A 20,670-nucleotide genomic window follows, 5' to 3' on the forward strand; every position below is an offset into this window, starting at 1 on the left:
TATGGACTACGATGTCGCGCTCGACCGCGCCTACGAGGCGCTGCCCGAGCGAACCGCGAGCCAGAAGCGACTGCAGATCCCCGACCCGGCGGCCCAGGAAGACGGTGCGTTCACCCGGCTGACGAACCTGAAATCCATCGCGGACGCGCTCTCGCGGGACGCGGAGCACGTCCACCGCTACGTCCAGCGGGAGTTCGGGACCAGCGGCCAGTTCGACGGCGACCGGAGCCGCTACAACGGGACCTTCTCCGCCGGCGACTTCGAGGCCGTCCTCGACGCCTACGCCGAGGAGTACGTCGTCTGTTCGGAGTGTGGCCTGCCGGACACCAAACTGACGACCGAGGACCGCACCCAGATGCTGCGCTGTGAGGCCTGCGGGGCCTTCCGCCCGGTCGACAAGCGCTCGACGAAGTCCTCGAGTTCGTCGACCACCGCCACCCTCGAAGAGGGCGAGACCTACCAGGTCAAGATCACCGGCATGGGCCGGAAGGGCGACGGCGTCGCCGAGAAGGGCAAGTACCGCATCTTCGTCCCCGGCACGAGCGAGGGCGACGTGGTGCAGGTCTACATCGACAACATCAGCGGGACGCTGGCCTTCGCCCGCCCGGTCCAGTAAGCAGTTACCGATCCGAAAGGTCGCGAACCGCATCTTACTTACTGACGCCGTCGCTGAGGTTCACTCGAATGGACGACCCGGTTTTGCTCACGGGTGCGGGCGGACGCGTCGGCGAGGCCATCCTGCGCGGCCTCGGCGAGACTTACGACTGGCGGCTCTTGCTCCACAGCCCGCCCGACGAGGAACCGGACCACGAGTACCTCGTCGGCGACGTGATCGACGAGGAGACGGTCCGGGAAGCCGTCGAGGGGGTCGGTGCGATCATCCACCTCGCGGGCGACCCGCGTCCCTCCGCGCCGTGGAAGAGCGTCCTCTCGAACAACATCGACGGGACCCAGAAGATGTACGAGGCGGCCGTCGAGGCGGACGTCCAAAGGTTCGTCTACGCCTCCTCGAACCACGCCGTCGGCGCGTTCGAGACCGACGAGCGCACCCCCGAGATGTACCGCACCGACGACGACTACCGCTTGGACGGCACGGAACTGCCCCGCCCCGGCAACCTCTATGGCGTCTCGAAGGCCACCGGCGAGGTCCTGGGCCGGTACTACCACGACGAACACGGTATCAAGGTCTGTAACGTCCGGATCGGCAACCTGACGGAGGGCCACCCACCGATCGACTACGAGCGTGGCCAGGCCATGTGGCTCTCCTACCCCGACTGCGCCCACCTCCACGAGCGCACCCTCGAAGCCGACTACGAGTACGAGATCGTATACGGAATTTCGGACAACGACCGGAAGTACTACTCCCTGACGCGCGCCAAGGAAGTTCTCGGCTACGACCCGCAGGACAACTCCGCCGAGTGGGAGGGCGACGAACACGTCGCCGACTACGAGCGGAAAGTCTAAAACAGCCCGTCGACGTCTGATTCTCGCCGCTGTCGTCGATCGACGTGTTCGGAGAGCCGCTGGTAGACGATCCCGCGGTGGGCGGGGTCGCGGACGAAGTCCGTGACGAAGGTGACGAAGGGGCTCGACGGCTGGTCCGCGTCGAGATCACTGCGGGCGTACTCGACGGCGCGGTCGACGACCGACTCCTCGAAAGGGCCGGCCTCGGCGTACACTGCGGCGGCGACGGCGGTCGACTCGAAGTCCAGATCGGACAGCGCGATCGGCTCGCCGTCGTACGCGAGTTTCGGGGCCAGGGCGCGTTCGATCCGTTCGGGGTCGGCCGCCAGCGCGGCCAGGTGGGCCCGAACGGCTGTCACGTCCACGCCGCGATAGCGGTCGGGCAGGTCGGCGAGGTACTCCTGCGCGCTCTCGGCCAGTCCCGTTGCCCCCGCCCAGTTGCGTTGCGTCGCGTGGTGGACCGCGGCGGTGAACTGGATCAACCCGTGGAGGAATCGCTCGTCGTCGGTCCCCGACTCCAGGTCGAGCCAGCGGTCCTCCCAGGCGTCGTGGGCCTCGTGGTAGTCCCCGGCGTTGTAGATGGCCAGTCCGGCGCGGAGGACCGTCTCCATGTCCCAGCCGAGCGCGGCTGGGAAGAAATGCGTTCGGTCCGATCATCCCATATAAAGCTTCGTGAGGATATAATCGTGTTTTTATAAATAGAGCGGAGCGTGTATAAAAATTCGGTCGGTAACCATGCGGAATTATTATGAGTCAGTTCGATGTGAGGCCGTCGCGAGGCGACTCACTGGACAGGCTCCGTCGTCACGTGCGTGCAGGTTCGTGATCGGCGACGCGCCCGCGCCGACTTATATAAAGCCGACCGTTATAGGCGCCGGGTTTATCCGTTTCAGAACCACGGGAGCGGGGGTCGCTCATAAAAAGCGCCGGATATGAACGTCGAAATACCTATCGAGGGATAGCAGAGTCCCCAGTTCGATGTCTGATCAATCAGGCAGGGAGAGGGGGAGCAGTTCGCAGATCAACAGGCGGAATGTCCTGCGGGGGATCGCCGCAGGCGGAACGGCGGCGGTCGGTCTCGGCGCGATGACCGGCAGCGCGTCCGCAGCGGAAGAGCAGTGTCTCTTCGCCGAGGATGCACCGGACGATTACCCGGTCGTCGAGAAAGACGAGGGCGTGTTGGGCATCGGGGGCGAGGGGTTCGTCGAGAACGACGTCCCGGAGGGCGAAGACGAGGTCCTGATCTACGTCCACGGGTACCTGGAGTTCTTCGCCGGCGGTGCGGCCGATCAGGGGTACACGCTCCAGAAGGCCCTGCGGAACAACGGGTACGACCACCCGACGATCACGTACAAGTACCCCACGAACAGCCCGAACTGGTGGGGGACGGTCGACGACGCCGAGCAGGACGGCCGCGATTTCGCCTCGTGGCTGCAGGACTACCGCGAGTCGAACCCGGAGACGACGATCCGGATGGTCGGCCACTCGCTCGGAGCGCGGACCTCGCTCGGCTGTCTCGACGAACTCGTCAACGAGCTGGGCGAGGCCCCGGTCGAGTCGCTGACGATGTTGGGGGCGGCCATCCCGCGCGATGCCGTCACCGTCGACGGGGAGTTCGGCGAGGCCATTGCGAACGGTGCCGGGCAGGTCACCAACTACTACAGCGACGGTGACGACATCCTCGACTGGATCTACGAGATCGGCGAACTCGGCACCGAAGCCGTCGGTGCCTACGGGCCGCCCGAGGGGGCCGAGACGCCCGATAACTACTACGACGTCGACGTCAACGACGAGATCGATGGCCACTGCATCTACTACAAACCCGAGGAGGGGATCGTGGATCAGGTCGTCGAGAACTTCGACGGCGTCGAAACCGGGAACGGGGACGACGGCGGCTGGCTGGGCGGGCTGTTCTGACGCGCCGGGTAATCTGTCACCATATTTTTGCGGCGACAGGGCTATACGTCGCGTCGCCCTCGATGTGAGTAACTGCTAACCCGGCGACGAGCCGGGCGGAGGATCACGTAGATGGCATGGTTATCACTGGACGCGATATCGATGGGTGCGGACGCCCCGGCGGAGTTCCCGATGATCCGCGACGGGGAGCTGTGCGGTGACTTCCCGGCGGATCCGAACGAACTACTGGTGTACGTCCACGGGTGGCTCGATGGGGTCACCGGGGACGCGGCCGCACAGGCCAACGCCGTGGCCGAGGCCGTCGACCACGCCGGCTACGACGCCGCGGTAGTCGGGTTCAGTTACCCGGCGAACCTGCCGCTGTGGAACCCCAGCAAGGCGATCGCCACCCGGAAGGGGACGCAACTGGCCGCCTGCGTCGAGGCCTTCATCGGCGAGTACACGAACACCCCTGTCCGGATCGTCTCGCACTCGCTCGGTGCTCGGACGGCGCTTTCCTGCCTCGACACGCTCGCCGAACGCAACGAGAAGGTCCGATCGCTCTCGCTGCTGGGTGCCGCGGAGGACTGCGACACCGTCGCCGAAGACGGGCGCTGGTACGACGGCGTCCGCGACGGCGCCGACCGCGTCCACAACTACCACATGCGCCGCGACGACACGCTGTCGCTGCTCTACCGCTCCGCCGAGTTCGGGAACGGAGCGCTCGGCGACGACGGCGCCTGCGGGCCGACCCCCGACACCTACGTCGACCACGACGTCGGCGGCTGCGTCCACAACCACTACACCTACCTCCGGGAGAGCGGCGGGTGTCTCGACCAAGTCATCGCGGACTTCGCGTAACCGGGGTGGCGACGGACGGCGGCGGTGACGAGAATTACGAGGTGTCCGCGCCCGACGCCGGGAGCAGGTCCGCGACCGCGTTCAGGACCGACAGCACGGGATCCGAGACCGACAGGTCCGCGTAGCAGTCGGCCGGCAGCGCCGTCGACTCGGGGTCCTGATCGCGAGCCGCGAGCGTCGCCCGCCGGCGAGCGGTATGACGGCGACAGCGTCGGGACAGCGACGCCAGCCGCGACCGGTCGGCGGTCGAGCCGTCGGTCCCGGACTCGACCGCGAGCAGGTCCCGGGCCAGCCCCTCCGTCCGATCGAGGGCCGCCAGTTCGGCGTCGACGGCGCCGATGCGCTCGACCCGTCGTTCGTGTTCGGCCGTCGCAGGGTCGCGGATCGCGGTTTGCAGGGCAGGCGTGAGCCGAGTCGCCCACCGCAGTTCGACGGCCTCGCCCGGAGGGAGCAAGTCGTCGAAGGCCGGGAGCGAGACGTCGGGCTCGACCGCGTGCGGGACGGCCAGCACGGTGTCGCGGTAGGACGTGCGGAGGGCCGAAACTCCCCGTTCTGTGGCTGTCGTCATCGAGAGGATCGGGTCGGGCACGTCGGTGGCCTCGGTCGTTGGGACGACCTCGACGCGGGTACAGAACTGGTCGAACGCGTCGCGCTCGTCGACGGCGCGACGGCGCAGGAGTCGGAGTCGGTCGCGGGCCGTCTGGAGTGGTTCCAGCGGGTGCGTCGTGCCCGGCATCTCAGGGCCCCGGGGTGACGCGCTTGTCTGCGGCAGCGGTCGGCTCGGACCGTTCGTCGACCAGCGGGAAGCGGGCCAGCCCGCCGTCGTCGACCCGCTCGGCCAGCCAGCGTCCGTCGTCGCGGGCGTGCGCGTAGGCCTCCTCGAAGCCGGTGCGTTCGGCCAGCGGGATCAGGTCGACGATCGCACCCTCGGCGTCGATCCGGAGGTGGAGGAACGCCTGCGGGAGCGAGCAGACCGCCGGCGCGACGATCTCGCGGACGCCACCGATCGTTCCGGTGCCCGGCCAGTGGCGGTGGCCGGAGAGCACCAGTTCGACGCCGCCGTCGCGGAGGACGCGCGCCAGTTCCTGGGCGTTCTCGATCCGGCTCCCCGGCGCGTCAGTTCCCGCCTCGTCGAGGTCTGCGAGCGGGTGGTGGCAGACGACGACCGGGCGTTCGAGACCCGGGAGGATCGACTCCAGCCAGTCCAGTTGCGGTGCCGAAACCCCGGCGGCCCCGTCGGTCGCGACGCCGCTCGCTGTGTCGATCCCAACCAGATCGATCCCGCCGATCCGCGCGACGAAGGGGTATCGGCCGTCGGCGAAGCGGTCGGCGAAGGCCGTCGCGGGTGCGCTCCCGGGGTCGTCGCCGGCACCCGAGACGTCGTGATCGCCCGGGACCGCGAGGGTCGGTGCGTCGGCCCCCGCGAGCAGCGCGTCGGCTCGGTCGAACTCGTGCGGTGCCCCGCCGTCGGTCAGGTCGCCCGCCACCACCACCCCGTCGACGTCGAGTCGGTTCGCCTCCGTGACGGCCGTCCGGGCGCGCTGGACGGTTCGGTGGAGGACCCGCCACGTCCCGCGCCCCCGCGCGGTGACGTGTGGATCCGCGAGCACGGCGAGACTGGTCGGTCTCGACGCCGTCGGCCCGTCCAGCCGTGCCAGGGTCGGCCCCGGAGCACTCCGGTAGAACATCACCGGATACTGATCGACGGCGCTCGATAAAGATGTCGTAATTTTAATATTTTATCCTACGTTTCTCACCTATCGGTCCGGAGACCAATATAGACGGACGTGTATGGCGGGGTTCGGTCCTCGGTCATCCGGTGGTAGAAACAGTCCCGACGGAGTCCCCGCGAGCGCAGCGAGTGGGGCCCGTCAGGACGTGAATGACGGAGCGGGTGCTCACCCCGTGAGCGCCCAAGAGGAATGAACGTCCTGACGGAGATTTGAACTCACTCACTTCGCTTCGCTCGTTCGCTGCTCAAATCTCCTCCGTCGCTTTGCCGCTCACGGAGGCGAGCACACGCTACGCGGTGCTCGCCGTGTTGTTCGCGGCAGAAGCGTCCTGACGGAGATTTGAACTCCGGTCCCTGGCTCCGCAAGCCAAGAGGATAGTCCACTACCCTACCAGGACTCAATCAGTCGTACTGGGGTTGCAGATAAAGGGGTTACGATTCGGGTGGCGGCGACTCGATTGCGGGTCGCGGACGTTCGGTTGCAGAGTGGCGGTGCCTTTTATGTTATAATCAGCATACTTTTGCAAACAGCGGTCGGGCATCTGCTATGGCCAAACAGGTCACGGGACGGAACGCGACGTCGGTCTCGGAGCGGGTGGCCGAGGCGTCCAACATCCTCGTGTTGGCCCGGTCGTTTCCCGACGGCGCGGCCGGCGTCTGTATCGACCTCCTCGGCGGTGACTCGCGGGACCCGGCGAGCGTCCTGGCTGTGACCTACACCCAGTCCCCCGGCCAGTGGGCTGCGGACTGGGAGCGGGCGACGGGGACGACACCCGCCGACGGGACGGTCATCAGCGTCGGCGACTGGGGCGAAGACGACGCGACGCCGAGCCGATGGACCATCGAGACGGTCGACCACGCCGGCGACCTGACGACGCTCGGGATCACGCTCAGCGAGTTTCTCGAGGCGGAGCCGAGCGAGGGCGCGGGCCACAAGCGGCTCTGTTTCGACTCGCTGACGGCGCTGCTGCAGTTCATCGACCTGAAACAGGCGTTCCAGTTCCTCCACGTGATCACGGGCCGGGTGTCCTCGGCCGGGGCGGTGGCCCACTACCACCTCGACCCCGAGGCTCACGACGAACAGACGGTGGCGACGATCCGCGGGCTGTTCGACGCCGTCGTCGAGGTCGACGACCGCGGCGACTGGGCGGTCACGACCCGGTGAGACAAACGGTCGTTTGAGTTACCGCAATCTGTTTTTTACAGGGCTGCAACGACTGAGGTATGCGACGACGCAGTTTCCTGACGGGCACCGCCGCCGCAACCGCACTCGCAGTCGCCGGCTGCCTGCAAGAGCCCGGCGACCGCGGCGACGGCTCCAGTCCGGAGACGACCGACGACGGGGCGGGGCCGGGCAGCCAACCGGAGGGCACCGGGGAAGCCGGGACGCCGACCGACGAGTCCGGAACGGCGACCGACGAGCCAGAACCGACCGCAGTCGAGGGATCGAGCGGCCAGGCGTGGGGGAGCGGCGGGCGCATGAACGGCGTCGACTTCTCGTTCAGTTCCCAGAGCCCGGAGACGGGCGAGGACCGCGACGAGGCGGACATCACGCGGGACGACGAGATGGGGGCGGTCCGCGTCGACGGGACGATCAGCGGGAGCGACAGCTGCAAGCGGGCCAAGCTGGGCTCGCTGGACTACGACGAGGCGGCGGGAACGCTCGCCGTCGGCGTCGAGACGACCGAGATCGAAAACTGCGAGGCGGGCGCCCAGGCGCTCGTCGGGATCGACTACGAGGGGACCTTCGAGGTCGACGGCGACCTCCCGAGCGAGGTGACGGTCAGCCACGACGGGCAAGAGATCGCCGGCGCGAGCTACGCCAGCGACAGCGCGAGCGCGACCGAGTCCGGGACCGGGGACGCGACGTAGACTTAAGGGCGGGAACGACGCAGCTCCCGGTATGGATCGACGAGCGCAGGAACCGCCGGGCGGCGCGGGGGCTGGCGAGCGACGGCAACGCTTAAACGGAGTCCAGCCCTGCACTTGCACAGTATGGGTGCGATAGAGGACATCTACGCGGATCTGGAGACCGACGAGGTCGCGGAGGAGGAGTTCCGCGAGGCCGTCGAGCAGAAGATCGAACAGATGGGTGGCCTCGCGGACGAGGAGACCGCGGCGATGCTCATCGCGCACGAACTCGCGGACGGGGAGGTCAACGGCGTCGCGGACATCGAGCCCGGCATGGACGAGGTGAAGTTCATCGCGAAGGTGATGGCCGTCGGCGACCTGCGGACCTTCGAGCGCGACGGCGAGGACGAGGACGGCCGCGTCATCAACGTCGAGGTGGCCGACGAGACGGGCGCGGTCACCCTATCCTTCTGGGACCAGCAGGCCGCCTCCATCGACGACGGCCAGCTCGACGTCGGCGACGTCCTCCGGATCAAGGGCCGACCGAAAGAGGGCTACAACGGCCTCGAGGTGAGCGTCGACAAGGCCGAGCCGGACGACGAGGAGACGATCGACGTCCAGCCCGGCGGGGCGACGACGATCGACGGCCTGACGCTCGGCCAGTCGGACGTCAACGTCCGCGGGCTGGTGCTCGACACCGAGTCGGTCCGGACGTTCGACCGCGACGACGGCTCGGAGGGCCGGGTCGCGAACCTCTCGCTGGGCGACGAGACCGGCCGCGTCCGCGTGACGATGTGGGACGAGCGAGCCGACCGGGCCGAGGAACTGTCCGCGGGGACGGCCGTCGAGGTGGTCGACGGGTACGTCCGCGAGCGCGACGGCGACCTCGAACTCCACGTCGGCGAGCACGGTGCGGTCGAGGCGATCGAGGAGACGGTCGAGTTCACGCCGGAGACCGCACCCATCGACGGCGTGGAGATCGGCCAGCAGGTCGACATCGGCGGCGTGATCCGCTCGGCGGACCCGAAACGCACGTTCGACCGCGACGACGGCTCCGAGGGCCAGGTCCGGAACGTCAGAGTGCAGGACCAGACCGGCGACATCCGCGTCGCGCTCTGGGGCGACAAGGCCGACAAGGAGCTCCAGCCGGGCGACGAGGTGTTCCTCGCGGACGTGGAGATCGACGACGGCTGGCAGGACGACCTCGAGGCCTCCGCGAACTGGCGCTCCACGGTCGTCGTCCTCGAGGACGGGGCGACGACGGAACCGGTCGATACTGCGGGCGGTAGCGGCGGCGCGGCCGGCGGCGCGAGCGACGGCGCGGCCACCGGGCTGGACGCCTTCGCAGACGGAGAGACGGCAGAGAGCGACGGCGGCACGGCCACCGCCGCGGTCGACGGAGCGGACGATGGCCGGAGCGACGACGGCGACGGAGACGGCGAACTCGTCGAGTTCACTGGCACGGTGGTCCAGACCGGTGAACCGGTCGTGCTGGACGACGGCGAGGAGACGATGAGCGTCGAGACGGGCGCGACGCTCCAGCTGGGCCAGGAAGTGACCGCACGCGGGCGGGTGACGGACGGCCGCCTGGACGCCGAGGACGTCTTCTGAGCCGGCGCAACTGGCTCACGGAAAGCCTTAAGACCGCGACAGTCCCGGTATTCGGTATGAGCGTCGAGCTCCCGTTCGCGCCGGTCGACTCGGTCATTCGACGGAACGCAGGGACGCTTCGGGTCAGCGCCGGGGCGGCCGAGGAACTGGCTCGACGGATCCAGGAGCGGGGCGCACGCCTCGCCGTCGACGCCGCGGAGGCGGCGACCGCGGACGGGCGAAAGACGCTGATGGCCGAGGACTTCGGCGTCTCGTCGACCCCGGACAAGGACGACCTGGAACTCCCGATCGCGCCGATCGACCGGATCGCGCGGCTCGACATCGACGAGGCCTACCGGGTGTCGATGGACGCCCGGATCGCGCTGGCCGAACAGCTCGAGGCGTTCGCCGACGACGTGGCCGCCGCCGCGACGGTGCTGGCCCGCCACGCCGACCGGCGGACCGTCAAGGCCGAGGACGTCGAGGCGTACTTCGAACTCGCGCAGTACTTCGGATGAACTTCGGCTACCACGAGCACTGCCTCGACCACGAGACCGGCTACCGCCACCCGGAGAGTCCCGACCGGCTCCGGGCGATCCGGCGGTCGCTGGCCCGACAACACGGCGTCGAGTACGTCGCCGCCGACCCCGCGCCCGAGTCGGCCGTCACCGCGGTCCACGACGCCGGCTACGTGAGCGCCATCAAGGACTTCTGCGAGGGGGGTGGCGGCGACTGGGACGACGACACCGTCGCCGTCGAAGCCACCTGGGACGCCGCGCTGGCGGCCGCCGGGCAGGCCATCTGGGCCGCCGAACGGGCGCTCGCGGGCGACGACGGCCGTGACACGCCGTTCGCGCTGGGCCGTCCACCGGGCCACCACGCCGTCGAAGACGACGCGATGGGCTTCTGTTTCGTGAACAACGCCGCCGTCGCGGCGCAGGCGGCCATCGACGACTGCGACGCCGACGGGGTGGCGATCCTCGACTGGGACGTCCACCACGGCAACGGGATCCACGACATCTTCTACGAAGACGGCGACGTGTTCTACGCCTCCATCCACGAGGCCGGCCTCTACCCCGGCAGCGGCGACGTCGAGGAGACCGGCGAGGGGGAGGGCGAGGGGACGACGCTGAACGTTCCCCTCCCGCCGGGGTGTGGCGACGCCGACTACTGCGCCGCCGTCGACGAGTTCGTCGGCCCCGCCTTCCGCGAGTTCGACCCCGACCTGATTCTGGTGAGCGCCGGCTTCGACGCACATCGCCACGATCCCATCTCCCGGATGCGCGTCACGACGGAGGGGTACGGTGCCCTGACGGTCCGGATGCGGGAGGTCGCCGAGGCCGTCGACGCCGGCCTGGGCTTCGTCCTCGAAGGGGGCTACGGACTCGATACCCTGGCCGAGAGCGTCACGATGGTCCACGAGGTGTTCGACGGGCGCGAACCGGTCGAACCCGACGAGGACGCGACCGACCGCGCGCGGTCTATCTTCGGCGACCTCCGCGATCAGGGCTTCGGCGAGAAGTAGCCGGCCAGATCGGTCCCGAACGCGTCGGCGAGCGTCGCGACGTCCGCACCCACGAGTACTTCGTATCCCTCCCGGAGGGCGCTCTCGACGTGGGCCCCTAGCGCCACCTCGAAGAGGGCGTCGCTCTCGAGGAAGGCCTCGGCGCTCGTGAACTCCCGCTCCCGTTCGACCACGTAGCGATCCTCGACGACGAAGGGACCGTAGGGCGGGCGGTCGGGGGCAGAGGTGTCGGCGTCACCGTCGGTCACGCTCGATTCGGCGTACTTCCCGTAGAACCCCTCGGCGTGTTCGCGGACGTGGACCGGCGGGCCGGCGTGGCGTTCGACGGTCGGGCGCTCGGCGACGGCGAGTTCGAGGAAGAGGACCCCTCGCTCGCCGGTGAAGGCGGCGCTGCGGAACACGTCGAACCCCCGGCGGTCGAGTTCGCTCGCGACGCCACGGCGGGACTTGCGGAGCTGGGGCCAGAGCTGGTCGTCCACGAGATCCGGCGCTTCGAAGGTAACGGCGACCGGAGTCGTGCCGCGGGCGTCGAGCGCCGCCCGGACCCCGTCGGCGTCGAGGGGGTCGGGGTCGGCCGGTTCGAACAGGGACTCGCGGGGGTCTGCGAGCAGGTCGCGGGCGTAGTGCTGGAGGCGGGCGACGTTCTCGGGGGAGAGGGCGGCGGCGACGTTGCGTTCCGGGTCCGTGGGGTCGATCACGACGAGCGGGTCGTCGAAGGTCGCCTGACCGTGGTCCTTCGGGTCGAGTTCGACCGGCGGGTGCCAGTCGGCAGCCGCTTCGAGGAACGGGCGGAAGCCGCCGTACTCGAGGACGAGCAGTTCCGTGAGGTAGCCCGAGAAGCCGCGGGTCTTGAGGTTTGCGCCGTAGACGCCGATTCCCTTCAGGAAGGCCTTCGCGACCCGGACGTCGGCGGCGATTTCGTCGTCCAGCCGGGCTTCGAGGTAGGCGGTGTGGAACGGGGTGCGGTCGACGGCCGACTGGATGGCGGTGGCGTCGGCCACGTCGTAGCAGGGGACCAGGTCCACGGTGAAGCCCTCGAACTCGCCGACGGTGTAGGGGTGTTCGGCGTACTCCTCGCGGCCGTCGGGGAGGACGTCGGTCCCGACCTGCAGGCCGTACTCCTCGAGTCGCTCCCGATCCAGGTCGGCGGGGAAGCGGACGAACAGGTCAACGTCGCGGTCGCCGGCCAGCCAGGTGCCCCTGGCGGTACTGCCGACGAGGATCACGTCGGTCTCGACCGGCAGGTCGGCCGCGGCGGCCTCGGTGCGGTCGACCAGTCGGTCGGTGACCGCCCGGAGTCGCTCGCGTTCCTCGTCGTCGGGCGTGACCCGTTCGCGGACGGCCGCGACGACGGCCTCGAACTCCTCGCTCATGGAGTGGCGTATCCGACGACCCCGTGAAAGCGTGTCGATGCGCCGCGAAAGCGAAAGCCCTATCAAATAACTCCGGCTACTCGATGATGCGTACGAGCCGCCGTAGCTCAGCTGGTAGAGCACCTCGCTGTTACGGTGAGGAGGTCACGCCTGTTCACCGCAGAGACGAGGTTGTCCCAGGTTCGAACCCTGGCGGTGGCGCTTTCTCGGAACCCACCTCGAACAGCCGTCGCTCCGTCTGCAGTTGCTCGTGGTCCGTCGAGCCGGCGTGTCGAGAACGGGGGGTCGGTAGCGAACCGACCGCGACGGACGCCGCGTCCGTCGGCCCGGGCGCGAGGGGGTCGGCCCGAGTTCCCCGAGAGGGCTGTGAGTCGGCGGTGCGGGACGCCCCCGACACCCCCAACCCACCCACGTCAGCGGTGGGCGGCGCTGCATGCCGATGCCGTGTCAGAGTCACCCGGCATGCGACTAATCGTAGCGCCGGTCGGGTATTAGCTACTGTGCGGGTACTATCTATACGATCGATAGTATCGAAACTATCAATACTATCCTGTCAGTCGGTACGGACGACCGCGGGCCCGCAGTCCGGCGGTCGGAGACCGACATGCGCGAGATACGGGAAGTCCACGTCGCACCGCTGGGGTACGAGTACGACCGCATCCTGGAGCCCGCCCGGACCTACGACGCCGACGAGGTGTACCTGCTGGCCCCGGAGAACGCGACAGAGCACGCGCACTATCACGACGACCTGGCCGCCGAACTGGAGGCCGAGGGCGTCGAGGTGGCCTGGCGCTCGGTCGACCTGCACGACGTCTACGCCGTGCTGGGGATCGTGACCACGATCACCGCCGAGCACGCCGACGACATCGTCCGGGTCAACGTCGCGAGCGGGGCGAAACTGGCCGACATCGGCTGCGCCATCGCCTGCATGGCGACCGACGCCACCGCCTACTACGTCCACCCCGAGGACCACGTCCCGCCGCTCGATCGGGAGCCCCTGACCGAGGGCGTCGCCGACGTGGAGGTGTTGCCCTCCTACCCCGTCGAGACGCCGACGACCGACCAGGTGGCCGTGATGAATTACGTTCAGGAGGCGACGACGCAGGCCTACACGCCCAAGAAGTCCGATCTCATCGAGTACTCCGAGGAGGCGGCGCTGTCGTACGTGGTCGAGGCGAACCCGGCCAACGACAAGGCCAAGTTCGCGCTGTTGAACACCCACATCGTCGAGCCGCTGGTCGAGCGGGGGTACCTGGAGGTGGAGTCGGTCGGGCGGCAGAAGCAGGTCGGGCTGACCGACACCGGAGAGAACGCGCTGCGGGCGTTCCGGCACAAGCTCCGGGATCGGTGATCCCGACAGGCTAAAGAGCGGGGCCCCGAAAACGCCAGCATACGGGCCCTTAGCTTAGTCTGGTTAGAGCACCCGGCTCATACCAATCACTGACAGCGGTCAGGGATTGTGGGTAACCGGGCGGTCGGTGGTTCAAATCCGCCAGGGCCCACTTGCCGGCGCGAACAACTCGTGAGCGCCGGCAACGTGCAGCCCGCGGATTTGAAGCAGGGAGCAGCTTGCTGCGACCGAGGTTCACAATCCGCCAGGGCCCATTTCTCGCTGCGAGCAATTCGCGAGCGACGGCAACGTACCGCCCGCGGATTTGAACGAGGAGCCGAGATCCAGCTCGTGAAATATTTCGACGAACAGATCTGATTGCGCCACTTCGACGACCGTGAGAAATCCGTTCTCACGCAGTTCACGAACCACGTCCAGTCCATCATCTCCCGCTGTAAGTTCACTCCAGACCTGCTCCGGGATCGCAATCCCGGGAAACTGCGATTCGAGGAGATCGAGCCGATCGATCAGTGCGAGATTGAGAAGCGGGGACGTATCCGATACGACGAGACCGCTATCGGGCATATTCGAGGTCCTCGGCGAGTTCAGCATCCGTGTAATGACGGGGGATTTCGCGCTCACCGAGTAATTCGTGGAACTCACGCTTGGACAGGTCCGCCAACGCACGGGCCTTTCCGAACGAGAGGATATCACGTGCGTACAGAGACACGGCGAGTTCCTGTTTCATCGCCTACGACCGCTCCCCCTCCGGGATCTGCAACGCCTCGTAGACCTCGTCGTCGATCTCGATAGTAGCCATACCCGACTATTGGCAGACCCGATTATTGAGTGTTTGGCCCTCTTCTGGCTCGCAGCAGCGATTGGCGAGAGCGGCGGTTTTCAGATGGGAACACAATATCGAAGTGACCGCTACCAAATCGACGGTGTCACCACCTATCGTCCCGAAATGGGTACTGTCTGACAGGCCAGCAGATTCTGAAGGATCTTCCCAGGGCCCATCGACTCCGCTGCGAACAACTCCTGAGCTGCGAGCGATGCCGCTCGCTATCCGGGAGGACGACCCGGAGTGCTGTAGCCGATGTAAAAACGACTGCGTCGCTGGTCAGTGCGTATGCCCGAGGGCCTCGTTACACATCGCGTTGAGGTCCTCGATCTTGGTGCGGACTGCCTCGGGCTTCTCCTGGGGCGGGTCTTCGAGTGCGGGCTGGCCGTGGGCGTCGGGGTCGCCGACGATGACGCTCCCGATCATCCCGCCCGTTTCGTGGGGCGCGCAGTAGTAGTGGTAGACGCCCTCGGTCTCGAAGGTGTGCTCGAACGTCGCTCCCTGGTCCGACACGGAGCCGCTATCCCAGGCTGCGGCCCCGTCGGGAACGAGTTGCGGCTGGTCGTTGTCCGGGTGATAGGCAGTCGTGGTGTGGCTCCCGCTGGCCAGTTCCCACGTCACAGTGCCGCCCGACTCGACCCGGACGACGTGGGGCTCGAAGTGGAAGCCGCCGTCCTCCGTGAGCATCTTCACGTCGGCCGTTTCGGTCGGCTCACCGACCGTGTCGTCGTGGCCGTGGCTCTCACCACCGTGGTCGCTTTCCGTGTCACTATGGTCACCCTCGTCGGAATGGTGACCGGACTCGGACGTGTGATCGGCGTTGGCTTCGGTGGTGGAATCGTCAGTCGGGTCCTGATTGGTCTGTGACCCCGTACAGCCCGCCAGCCCGATCAGCATCGAGCCGCCAGTCACCTGGAGCAATCGCCGCCGCGTGAATCGGGATGGGGTAGTCATGTCATCAGTCACCTACAGATGGAAATACCGGTGGCAGACACATAGGTGAGAACCGTGGTTTGCATCGCGCGCAAAACTGCGCCTTTCTTACGTACGGTCGGCGGAGTAGCAGCAATTGCGAGGAACAGGCGTGTCCGGTGAGCCGAACACTGACGGGCTGCTGGAACTGCTCGGTGAGGAACTCGTCCGGCAGATACTGGCGGCGACGAGTCGGGAGCCTCTCTCTGTGAAGGAACTGAGCGAACAGTGTGACGTCGCCCGCTCGACGATTTACCGCCGAGTCGAGGACATGGTCGCAGCGGATCTGCTCGTCGAACGGACGCGGCTCGAAACGGACGGGAGCCATCACAGCGTCTACGCCGCGAACGTCGATCGGCTGACCGTCGATATCGACGACGGGAGCATCAGTGTCAGCGTCGCGGTCCGGGAGGGCGCATCACAGCGGTTCTCGAACATCTGGAAGGGCATCCGAGAGACTTAATCATGCACATCGAACTCGTCATCGCGAAGCTCATCACGGTCGGACTGGGATTGTTGATTACTTACCAGGCTTACAAAGGATACAGCGTCCACGACAGTCAGCCGATGCTGTACGTGGCCATCGGATTCCTGTTCATCAGCGTCGGCTCCGTCATCGAGGGCGTCCTGTTCGATCTCGTTGGGCTATCGATATTTCTGGCAGGAACCATTCAGACCGCGATCGTCGCGTGTGGGATGCTCGTGATCCTCTATTCACTGTACGGCAACATCGATACCGGGACGCAGGAAAAAGAGATCTGAGAGCCAGGTCCCGACCGCGGTCGCGAACCGAACCCACGACGCGACGATTGGCTGAAGAGTGTGTAGATTCTGGCAAGTCTCCCAAGGGCCCATCCAACCAGTGCACGTCGCCGTCAGCCTGGGTCGTTCGACCGGTCTGAAACTAACCTGCAATCACTCGCAACCACGTGGCACGAAGTGACGATTACGGTCTGGTAACCGCGTTACGCAGAGGTTCGCTAACGATTATCATGGGTGCTGGTCTCAATTCGAGACGGGTGCAACCTATGAAAACGAATACGGAAACCCGTCCCGCTCTCAGCACCGTTCACGGTGGTGAGTGGGTCGCAGGAATCGTCGGTGGTGTGGTCGGTAGCGTCCTGTTCGGGCTGATGATGCAGTACGTGATGCCCGCGCCGTTGCTCGAGATGGCGATCCCCGCGATGTACGGTATCGAGGGACCGGCACTGCTGGCGGGTTGGGCGCTCCACCTCTTCCACGGCGTGGTGCTCGGCGTCGTCTACGTCGCGCTGGTCCAGCTCGTCGGGGTTCACCAGACGGCGACTCGCGTCGGTGGCAGTCTGGGACTCGGGGTCGCGTACGGCGTGGTGACGATGGCGCTCCCGGTGTTCGTGCTGCCGCTGTGGCTCTCGGCGGTCGGCTTCGCCGGGGCGCCGCCGTTCCCGAATATCGCGATCCCGGGGACGCTCGTCAGCCTCCTCGGCCACGTCGTCTACGCGGTCTCGCTGGCCGTCACCTACGCGCTGTTCACGTCCGACTGACCGAGAACCCGCCTCCGCGGTTTTTTGACCAGAGCCGAAAATCGAGAGGAATCAGTCGCGAACGGTCACTCGGCGACCGACGAGGACCAGGCTCCCGAGCAACAGCGCGACGGCCAGGGGCAGGAGCAACTGGAATCCCGTCAGGAGGACGCCCGACGCCTGGACGCCGACCACGAGCAAGACGACGGGCCCACAGCAGGCCGTCCCCGAGAGCAGTGCCGGGACGCTCGCGAGCAGGCCCGTCGACGAGCGTCCGATCCCACAGGCCGCGGGCTGGCGCCAGACCAGGTACGTCAACGCCAGGTTCAGGCCGACAAGGGCGGCGAGTCCGAGCCCAACGAGGGTGTTCAGCGAGAACAGGTAGGTCACGGGGCCCAGGGCGACCCGGGCGACCGGCGTGAAGGAGAACGGACCGAGTTCCGGTCGCAGGAGTTTCCCCAGCGGGTCGGACACGACCAGCAGATCGAACCCGCCCAGACCCGGTGCGAGGTGGCCGATGGCCCAGAGGTACGTAACCAGATAGATCGCGGTGACGACGGTGAACACGGCCAGGCTATCGCCCCGACGGAAGACCAGCGCCGACGCCGCCCGCGTCCGCGAGAGCGCGGTCCGGACCCGGTTCCCCGCCCGGCGCTCACTCCGAGACATCGGTCTGGGGGTAGTAGCCGGCCCAGGCGAACCACATCGCGTCGAACGTGTGGACCCGGGTGAGCGGGAGCGCGTCCGGGGCGTGGCTCGTCCCGGCCGCGTCGACGAACTCGGTGCCCGACCGCTCGAACGAACGGTCGTCGGGATTCAGGTAGCCGTAGGCAGTGTCGTAGCGCTCGTCGTAGACCGCGAGGACCGGCGTCCCGCCGACCGCGGCCGTCAGCTGCCCCGTCGACCGAAGCCCGTCTTTCGAGACGGCCGCGGCACCATCGGGCGTCCGCATCCCCATCACGACGGTCTTCCGGTCGAACCGGTCGTCGCTGTTGAGCGCCGGGAACAGGAGGTCGGACCGCACGTAGTAGCCGCGCGGCGGGTTGTAAGAGCCGTACGGGTCGCGGCTGTAGTTCTTGGCGTGTCCGGTGTCCGTCGAGAGGACCCGCGTGTCCGGGTTGTGCTCGTGCCAGCGGTCCCAGGTGGTCCAGATCAGTCTGAACTCCCGGAGCGAACGGATCTCCGGGTCTTCGTTCCACGGCCCGGGAATCGACGTGGCCAGCAACTGCGGCCACCAGGTTTCGGTGTGGCGGTCGTACATTACCAGGTTGCTGTTGATGAGGCGACCGGAGACGCCGAAGGTCGTGTTCCCGCGCTCGAAGCCCTGGACGGTGCCGGTGAGCGGGCAGTACGTGACGCTGACCGGCGTGCCGGCCAGTTCGTCGTTGACGATCTCGTGCTGGGCGAGTATCTTCTGCGGGTAGGCCTTCGCGACACCGTCGCGGACGACCCCGAAGACTGGATCCTCGCCGTCGAGAAACGCCGTCTCGGACGGCTCGACGAACCGCGGCTCGTCGATCGACGGGATCCCGTCTTTCGACGGGCCGCCCGACTGGGCGGCGTCCCGGAGTTCGTCGGGCGAGGTCGGGAGCGGCAGTCGCTCGTCCGCCGTGGGAAGGGACAGCGGTTCGCTCGTCGCCTCCGTCGACGGACCGGCACAGCCGGCGACCGCGGTGAGTCCCGCTGCGGCGAGGAATGTACGTCTTGAAGTTGGCATCGTTGTGTGGGTGATAGGTGACCGGGGAACCGGTCGAGAGGCATTCGCGTGCGACCCGGACGCAGGGCCGCGGAGCGGCCGTCTCGACCGCGCGTGCGCCGGCCGTCGCCGCTCAGAACGTGATGATCTCGTAGTCGTCGTCGACGAGCGACCGGATGCTCGGGTGGCCCTCGTGGTCGTCGAGGCGGACGACGCCCGAATCGTCGACGGCGTCGGAGACGCCGAAGGCACCGGCACAGAAGTCACAGACGGACGCGTCGTCGCGAACGGCCCGATACAGGTCGTGATAGTCACTGTCTTCGGCTTCGAGTTCCGGGATCCACTCCGTTCCGGCCCCGTCGAAGATGAGTTCGACCTCGTCGCCCTCCGTCTCCGCGAACTCCTTTGCGGCTTCCAGTCCGTTGACGAGCCGCCCTGTATCTGCGGGCGATTCCGTGCCGGCGAGGATGACGATCGCTGCGTTCACCATTACTGGTTACGGTAGGACAGTGAGTTACTAAACCGTACCCGAACCTCCGGGTAACCCGATAACGCGAGCGTAACCACGGGGCGGCGTCAGTGCTGGTGGCCGTCGCCGCGGCTGAACCGGCCCGAGAAAGCGCGCTGGACGACCTCGGGCAGCGCCGGGTGGACGTGGATGGCCTCCCGGATGTCACGGACGGTCCCGGATCCCGCCGTCATCGCGACGACGACTTCCTGGATCAGCGTCGACGCCTCGGGGCCAACGATGTGACAGCCGAGGATCTCGCCCTCCGGGTCGATGATGACCTTGACGAAGCCGCTGGCGTTCATCGCGTCGCCCCGGGCCGTGTCCTCGAACCGGTAGGTGTTGGTCGCGTACTCGCGGCCGGCCTCGCGGAGTTCCCGCTCGCGTGCACCGACGCCGGCGACCTCGGGGGAGGAAAACACCGCGAAGGGCATCGCGGTGTAATCGACCGGCTCGGGGTCGCTCCCGAAGAGGTTGCGCGCGACGGCGCGGGCCTCGTGGTTCGCGCTGTGTTTCAGCAGGTACTCGCCGACCACGTCGCCCAGCGCCCAGACTCCCTCGGCCCCCGTCTGCAGGTACTCGTCCGTCTCGACGAATCCCCGGTCGTCGGTCTCGACGCCCGTCGCCGCCGGGTTCAGCGCGTCCGTGTTCGGCCGCCGTCCCGCGGCGACGAGGAGTTCGTCACCCGTCACGGTGACGCCGCCCTCGTCGGCGACGATCCCGCCGTCCTCGCCGTACTCGTAGGGCTGTGCCTCCAGGGTGATCGTCCCATCGGATTCCGAGACGGCCGTGGCCGCGTGGCCGGTGTGGACGGTGAACCGTGCCGCGTACCGATCGGTGAAGGCCGCGGCGACCTCCGCGTCGGCCGTCGGGAGCAGAGTCGGCCGCCGACCGACGATGGTCACGTCGCTGCCGAAGGTCCCGAAGAAGTGGCCGAGTTCGGCCGCGATGTACCCCCCGCCGACGATCACGAGGTGATCGGGCGGCGACTCCACCTGGAGCGCGTCCGTACTCGTCATGTAGGGCACCTCCTCGATGCCGTCGATATCGGGGATCGACGGTCGCGTCCCCGTCGCGATCAGGACCGTCTCCGCCCGGAGCCGGGTGCCCTCGTCCTCGCCGCTTGCGATCTCGACGGTCCGGTCGTCGACGAACCGCCCCTCGCCCTCGAACAACTCGTGCTGGGACGACGATCGGAGGCCGCTGCGGATCGACGCCGCGTCCTCCCCGACTTCCTCGTTGACTTTTCGGACGATGTCGGCGAAGGCGACGTCCTCGACGGTGGTCTCGATGTCGAACTCGTCGGCGCGCTCGATCGTCTCGAGCACGTCCGCGTGGTAGAGCAGGTGTTTCGAGGGGATGCAGCCGCGGTTGAGACAGGTCCCACCGAGCGGGCCCTTCTCGACGACGGCGACCGATTGCCCCTGGTTGGCCGCGACGTTCGCGACCTCGAGTCCGGACCCCGAACCGATGACCAGAAAGTCGAACTCCTCCATGCCAAGTGCCAGTGGCTCCGCGGCCTTGAA

At 67.5% G+C, this 20,670-nt stretch carries 24 protein-coding genes and 3 tRNA genes; 15 read left to right on the forward strand and 12 right to left on the reverse strand.

The annotated features are described in order from the left end of the window. The first annotated feature begins 1 nt into the window (after position 1). A complete protein-coding gene (locus U5918_RS07190; protein WP_336000518.1) occupies positions 2 to 616 on the forward strand; it encodes a translation initiation factor IF-2 subunit beta in 615 nt (204 codons plus the stop codon). Between the two features lie 68 nt (positions 617 to 684). Beyond that, complete coding sequence (azf, locus tag U5918_RS07195; RefSeq protein ID WP_336000520.1) at positions 685 to 1,464, forward strand: NAD-dependent glucose-6-phosphate dehydrogenase Azf; 780 nt, start codon at positions 685 to 687, stop codon at positions 1,462 to 1,464. Here the strand turns inward: azf and U5918_RS07200 are convergent. After that, positions 1,461 to 2,075, reverse strand: coding sequence for a DUF309 domain-containing protein (locus U5918_RS07200; RefSeq protein WP_336000522.1), 615 nt, complete (start codon positions 2,073 to 2,075; stop codon positions 1,461 to 1,463). The genes azf and U5918_RS07200 overlap by 4 nt on opposite strands. A gap of 367 nt (positions 2,076 to 2,442) precedes the next feature. On the opposite strand from U5918_RS07200, the gene U5918_RS07205 reads away from it, so the two are divergent. Next, on the forward strand, positions 2,443 to 3,381 hold the full coding sequence (locus U5918_RS07205) for a DUF726 domain-containing protein (RefSeq protein ID WP_336000523.1): 939 nt from the start codon (positions 2,443 to 2,445) through the stop codon (positions 3,379 to 3,381). A gap of 111 nt (positions 3,382 to 3,492) precedes the next feature. After that, entirely contained in the window at positions 3,493 to 4,221 is a 729-nt protein-coding gene (locus U5918_RS07210) for a DUF726 domain-containing protein (protein WP_336000525.1), read from the forward strand. 34 nt (positions 4,222 to 4,255) lie between these two features. Here U5918_RS07210 and U5918_RS07215 read toward each other — a convergent pair whose 3' ends face one another. From U5918_RS07215 to U5918_RS07225, 3 genes are all read right to left on the reverse strand, one after another. Next, a complete protein-coding gene (locus tag U5918_RS07215; RefSeq protein ID WP_336000527.1) occupies positions 4,256 to 4,957 on the reverse strand; it encodes a DUF7260 family protein in 702 nt (233 codons plus the stop codon). Between the two features lies 1 nt (position 4,958). Beyond that, complete coding sequence (locus tag U5918_RS07220) at positions 4,959 to 5,909, reverse strand: metallophosphoesterase family protein (RefSeq protein ID WP_336000529.1); 951 nt, start codon at positions 5,907 to 5,909, stop codon at positions 4,959 to 4,961. A gap of 369 nt (positions 5,910 to 6,278) precedes the next feature. Continuing rightward, positions 6,279 to 6,351, reverse strand: a tRNA-Arg gene (locus U5918_RS07225). A gap of 149 nt (positions 6,352 to 6,500) precedes the next feature. On the opposite strand from U5918_RS07225, the gene U5918_RS07230 reads away from it, so the two are divergent. From U5918_RS07230 to U5918_RS07250, 5 genes are all read left to right on the forward strand, one after another. Then, positions 6,501 to 7,118 (forward strand): DUF7504 family protein, encoded by a 618-nt coding sequence (locus tag U5918_RS07230; protein ID WP_336000531.1) that lies wholly within the window; start codon positions 6,501 to 6,503, stop codon positions 7,116 to 7,118. A gap of 59 nt (positions 7,119 to 7,177) precedes the next feature. Next, positions 7,178 to 7,825: a twin-arginine translocation signal domain-containing protein gene (locus U5918_RS07235; RefSeq protein WP_336000532.1), complete on the forward strand. Its 648-nt coding sequence runs from the start codon at positions 7,178 to 7,180 to the stop codon at positions 7,823 to 7,825. A 123-nt stretch (positions 7,826 to 7,948) separates the two neighbouring features. Next, positions 7,949 to 9,415, forward strand: a complete 1,467-nt coding sequence (locus tag U5918_RS07240) for a single-stranded DNA binding protein (RefSeq protein ID WP_336000533.1) — start codon at positions 7,949 to 7,951, stop codon at positions 9,413 to 9,415. A 56-nt stretch (positions 9,416 to 9,471) separates the two neighbouring features. Continuing rightward, complete coding sequence (locus U5918_RS07245; protein WP_336000535.1) at positions 9,472 to 9,912, forward strand: histone family protein; 441 nt, start codon at positions 9,472 to 9,474, stop codon at positions 9,910 to 9,912. Beyond that, the gene (locus U5918_RS07250; protein ID WP_336000537.1) at positions 9,909 to 10,919 is read left to right on the forward strand and encodes a histone deacetylase family protein; all 1,011 of its coding nucleotides are present in this window, start codon (positions 9,909 to 9,911) and stop codon (positions 10,917 to 10,919) included. The genes U5918_RS07245 and U5918_RS07250 overlap by 4 nt, the downstream gene beginning before the upstream one ends. On the opposite strand, the gene cca is transcribed toward U5918_RS07250, so the two are convergent. Continuing rightward, positions 10,898 to 12,292, reverse strand: a complete 1,395-nt coding sequence (gene cca / locus U5918_RS07255; protein ID WP_336000539.1) for a CCA tRNA nucleotidyltransferase — start codon at positions 12,290 to 12,292, stop codon at positions 10,898 to 10,900. The genes U5918_RS07250 and cca overlap by 22 nt on opposite strands. A gap of 96 nt (positions 12,293 to 12,388) precedes the next feature. Between cca and U5918_RS07260 the strand changes: the two genes are divergently transcribed. The 3 genes from U5918_RS07260 (at position 12,389) to U5918_RS07270 (ending at position 13,794) form a co-directional block, all read left to right on the forward strand. Further along, a tRNA-Asn gene (locus tag U5918_RS07260) sits at positions 12,389 to 12,493 on the forward strand. Between the two features lie 403 nt (positions 12,494 to 12,896). Further along, positions 12,897 to 13,643: an HFX_2341 family transcriptional regulator domain-containing protein gene (locus tag U5918_RS07265; protein ID WP_336000541.1), complete on the forward strand. Its 747-nt coding sequence runs from the start codon at positions 12,897 to 12,899 to the stop codon at positions 13,641 to 13,643. A 43-nt stretch (positions 13,644 to 13,686) separates the two neighbouring features. Beyond that, positions 13,687 to 13,794, forward strand: a tRNA-Ile gene (locus U5918_RS07270). 83 nt (positions 13,795 to 13,877) lie between these two features. Here the strand turns inward: U5918_RS07270 and U5918_RS07275 are convergent. The 3 genes from U5918_RS07275 to U5918_RS07285 form a co-directional block, all read right to left on the reverse strand. Next, positions 13,878 to 14,207, reverse strand: a complete 330-nt coding sequence (locus U5918_RS07275) for a PIN domain-containing protein (RefSeq protein ID WP_336000543.1) — start codon at positions 14,205 to 14,207, stop codon at positions 13,878 to 13,880. Next, positions 14,197 to 14,370, reverse strand: a complete 174-nt coding sequence (locus tag U5918_RS07280) for a UPF0175 family protein (protein WP_336000545.1) — start codon at positions 14,368 to 14,370, stop codon at positions 14,197 to 14,199. Before U5918_RS07280 ends, U5918_RS07275 begins: the two co-directional genes overlap by 11 nt. Positions 14,371 to 14,745: 375 nt before the next feature. Then, the gene (locus U5918_RS07285; RefSeq protein ID WP_336000546.1) at positions 14,746 to 15,420 is read right to left on the reverse strand and encodes a plastocyanin/azurin family copper-binding protein; all 675 of its coding nucleotides are present in this window, start codon (positions 15,418 to 15,420) and stop codon (positions 14,746 to 14,748) included. A gap of 130 nt (positions 15,421 to 15,550) precedes the next feature. Between U5918_RS07285 and U5918_RS07290 the strand changes: the two genes are divergently transcribed. The 3 genes from U5918_RS07290 to U5918_RS07300 all read left to right on the forward strand — a co-directional run bounded on the left by U5918_RS07290 (position 15,551) and on the right by U5918_RS07300 (position 16,961). Then, entirely contained in the window at positions 15,551 to 15,901 is a 351-nt protein-coding gene (locus U5918_RS07290) for an ArsR/SmtB family transcription factor (protein WP_336000548.1), read from the forward strand. Positions 15,902 to 15,903: 2 nt separating this feature from the next. Then, positions 15,904 to 16,200 (forward strand): DUF7521 family protein, encoded by a 297-nt coding sequence (locus U5918_RS07295; protein ID WP_336000550.1) that lies wholly within the window; start codon positions 15,904 to 15,906, stop codon positions 16,198 to 16,200. Between the two features lie 344 nt (positions 16,201 to 16,544). Further along, the gene (locus U5918_RS07300) at positions 16,545 to 16,961 is read left to right on the forward strand and encodes a histidine kinase (RefSeq protein ID WP_336000552.1); all 417 of its coding nucleotides are present in this window, start codon (positions 16,545 to 16,547) and stop codon (positions 16,959 to 16,961) included. Between the two features lie 51 nt (positions 16,962 to 17,012). On the opposite strand, the gene U5918_RS07305 is transcribed toward U5918_RS07300, so the two are convergent. The 4 genes from U5918_RS07305 to U5918_RS07320 all read right to left on the reverse strand — a co-directional run bounded on the left by U5918_RS07305 (position 17,013) and on the right by U5918_RS07320 (position 20,640). Next, complete coding sequence (locus tag U5918_RS07305; protein ID WP_336000553.1) at positions 17,013 to 17,609, reverse strand: hypothetical protein; 597 nt, start codon at positions 17,607 to 17,609, stop codon at positions 17,013 to 17,015. Next, positions 17,596 to 18,657 carry a DUF3179 domain-containing protein gene (locus U5918_RS07310; RefSeq protein ID WP_336000554.1) on the reverse strand — a complete coding sequence of 354 codons (1,062 nt, stop codon included), beginning with the start codon at positions 18,655 to 18,657 and terminating at the stop codon, positions 17,596 to 17,598. The genes U5918_RS07305 and U5918_RS07310 overlap by 14 nt, the downstream gene beginning before the upstream one ends. A gap of 112 nt (positions 18,658 to 18,769) precedes the next feature. Then, positions 18,770 to 19,126, reverse strand: a complete 357-nt coding sequence (locus tag U5918_RS07315; protein ID WP_336000556.1) for a DsrE family protein — start codon at positions 19,124 to 19,126, stop codon at positions 18,770 to 18,772. A gap of 86 nt (positions 19,127 to 19,212) precedes the next feature. Continuing rightward, the gene (locus tag U5918_RS07320; RefSeq protein WP_336000558.1) at positions 19,213 to 20,640 is read right to left on the reverse strand and encodes a dihydrolipoyl dehydrogenase; all 1,428 of its coding nucleotides are present in this window, start codon (positions 20,638 to 20,640) and stop codon (positions 19,213 to 19,215) included. Positions 20,641 to 20,670: the final 30 nt, after the last annotated feature.

The sequence above is a fragment of the Halorientalis sp. LT38 genome, from assembly GCF_037031225.1.
GTDB classification, from domain to species: Archaea; Halobacteriota; Halobacteria; order Halobacteriales; family Haloarculaceae; genus Halorientalis; species Halorientalis halophila.

Bases quoted from the DNA above. Each gene is read 5' to 3' on its own strand.
- U5918_RS07205 (WP_336000523.1), top strand. From the start codon at position 2,443: ATGTCTGATCAATCAGGCAGGGAGAGGGGGAGCAGTTCGCAGATCAAC.
- U5918_RS07190 (WP_336000518.1), top strand. From the start codon at position 2: ATGGACTACGATGTCGCGCTCGACCGCGCCTACGAGGCGCTGCCCGAG.
- U5918_RS07210 (WP_336000525.1), top strand. From the start codon at position 3,493: ATGGCATGGTTATCACTGGACGCGATATCGATGGGTGCGGACGCCCCG.
- U5918_RS07305 (WP_336000553.1), bottom strand. From the start codon at position 17,609: ATGTCTCGGAGTGAGCGCCGGGCGGGGAACCGGGTCCGGACCGCGCTC.
- U5918_RS07320 (WP_336000558.1), bottom strand. From the start codon at position 20,640: ATGGAGGAGTTCGACTTTCTGGTCATCGGTTCGGGGTCCGGACTCGAG.
- U5918_RS07245 (WP_336000535.1), top strand. From the start codon at position 9,472: ATGAGCGTCGAGCTCCCGTTCGCGCCGGTCGACTCGGTCATTCGACGG.
- U5918_RS07315 (WP_336000556.1), bottom strand. From the start codon at position 19,126: ATGGTGAACGCAGCGATCGTCATCCTCGCCGGCACGGAATCGCCCGCA.
- U5918_RS07230 (WP_336000531.1), top strand. From the start codon at position 6,501: ATGGCCAAACAGGTCACGGGACGGAACGCGACGTCGGTCTCGGAGCGG.
- U5918_RS07295 (WP_336000550.1), top strand. From the start codon at position 15,904: ATGCACATCGAACTCGTCATCGCGAAGCTCATCACGGTCGGACTGGGA.
- U5918_RS07265 (WP_336000541.1), top strand. From the start codon at position 12,897: ATGCGCGAGATACGGGAAGTCCACGTCGCACCGCTGGGGTACGAGTAC.
- U5918_RS07215 (WP_336000527.1), bottom strand. From the start codon at position 4,957: ATGCCGGGCACGACGCACCCGCTGGAACCACTCCAGACGGCCCGCGAC.
- U5918_RS07200 (WP_336000522.1), bottom strand. From the start codon at position 2,075: ATGGAGACGGTCCTCCGCGCCGGACTGGCCATCTACAACGCCGGGGAC.
- U5918_RS07285 (WP_336000546.1), bottom strand. From the start codon at position 15,420: ATGACTACCCCATCCCGATTCACGCGGCGGCGATTGCTCCAGGTGACT.
- azf (WP_336000520.1), top strand. From the start codon at position 685: ATGGACGACCCGGTTTTGCTCACGGGTGCGGGCGGACGCGTCGGCGAG.
- U5918_RS07235 (WP_336000532.1), top strand. From the start codon at position 7,178: ATGCGACGACGCAGTTTCCTGACGGGCACCGCCGCCGCAACCGCACTC.
- U5918_RS07240 (WP_336000533.1), top strand. From the start codon at position 7,949: ATGGGTGCGATAGAGGACATCTACGCGGATCTGGAGACCGACGAGGTC.
- U5918_RS07280 (WP_336000545.1), bottom strand. From the start codon at position 14,370: ATGAAACAGGAACTCGCCGTGTCTCTGTACGCACGTGATATCCTCTCG.
- U5918_RS07275 (WP_336000543.1), bottom strand. From the start codon at position 14,207: ATGCCCGATAGCGGTCTCGTCGTATCGGATACGTCCCCGCTTCTCAAT.
- U5918_RS07220 (WP_336000529.1), bottom strand. From the start codon at position 5,909: ATGTTCTACCGGAGTGCTCCGGGGCCGACCCTGGCACGGCTGGACGGG.
- U5918_RS07310 (WP_336000554.1), bottom strand. From the start codon at position 18,657: ATGCCAACTTCAAGACGTACATTCCTCGCCGCAGCGGGACTCACCGCG.
- cca (WP_336000539.1), bottom strand. From the start codon at position 12,292: ATGAGCGAGGAGTTCGAGGCCGTCGTCGCGGCCGTCCGCGAACGGGTC.
- U5918_RS07250 (WP_336000537.1), top strand. From the start codon at position 9,909: ATGAACTTCGGCTACCACGAGCACTGCCTCGACCACGAGACCGGCTAC.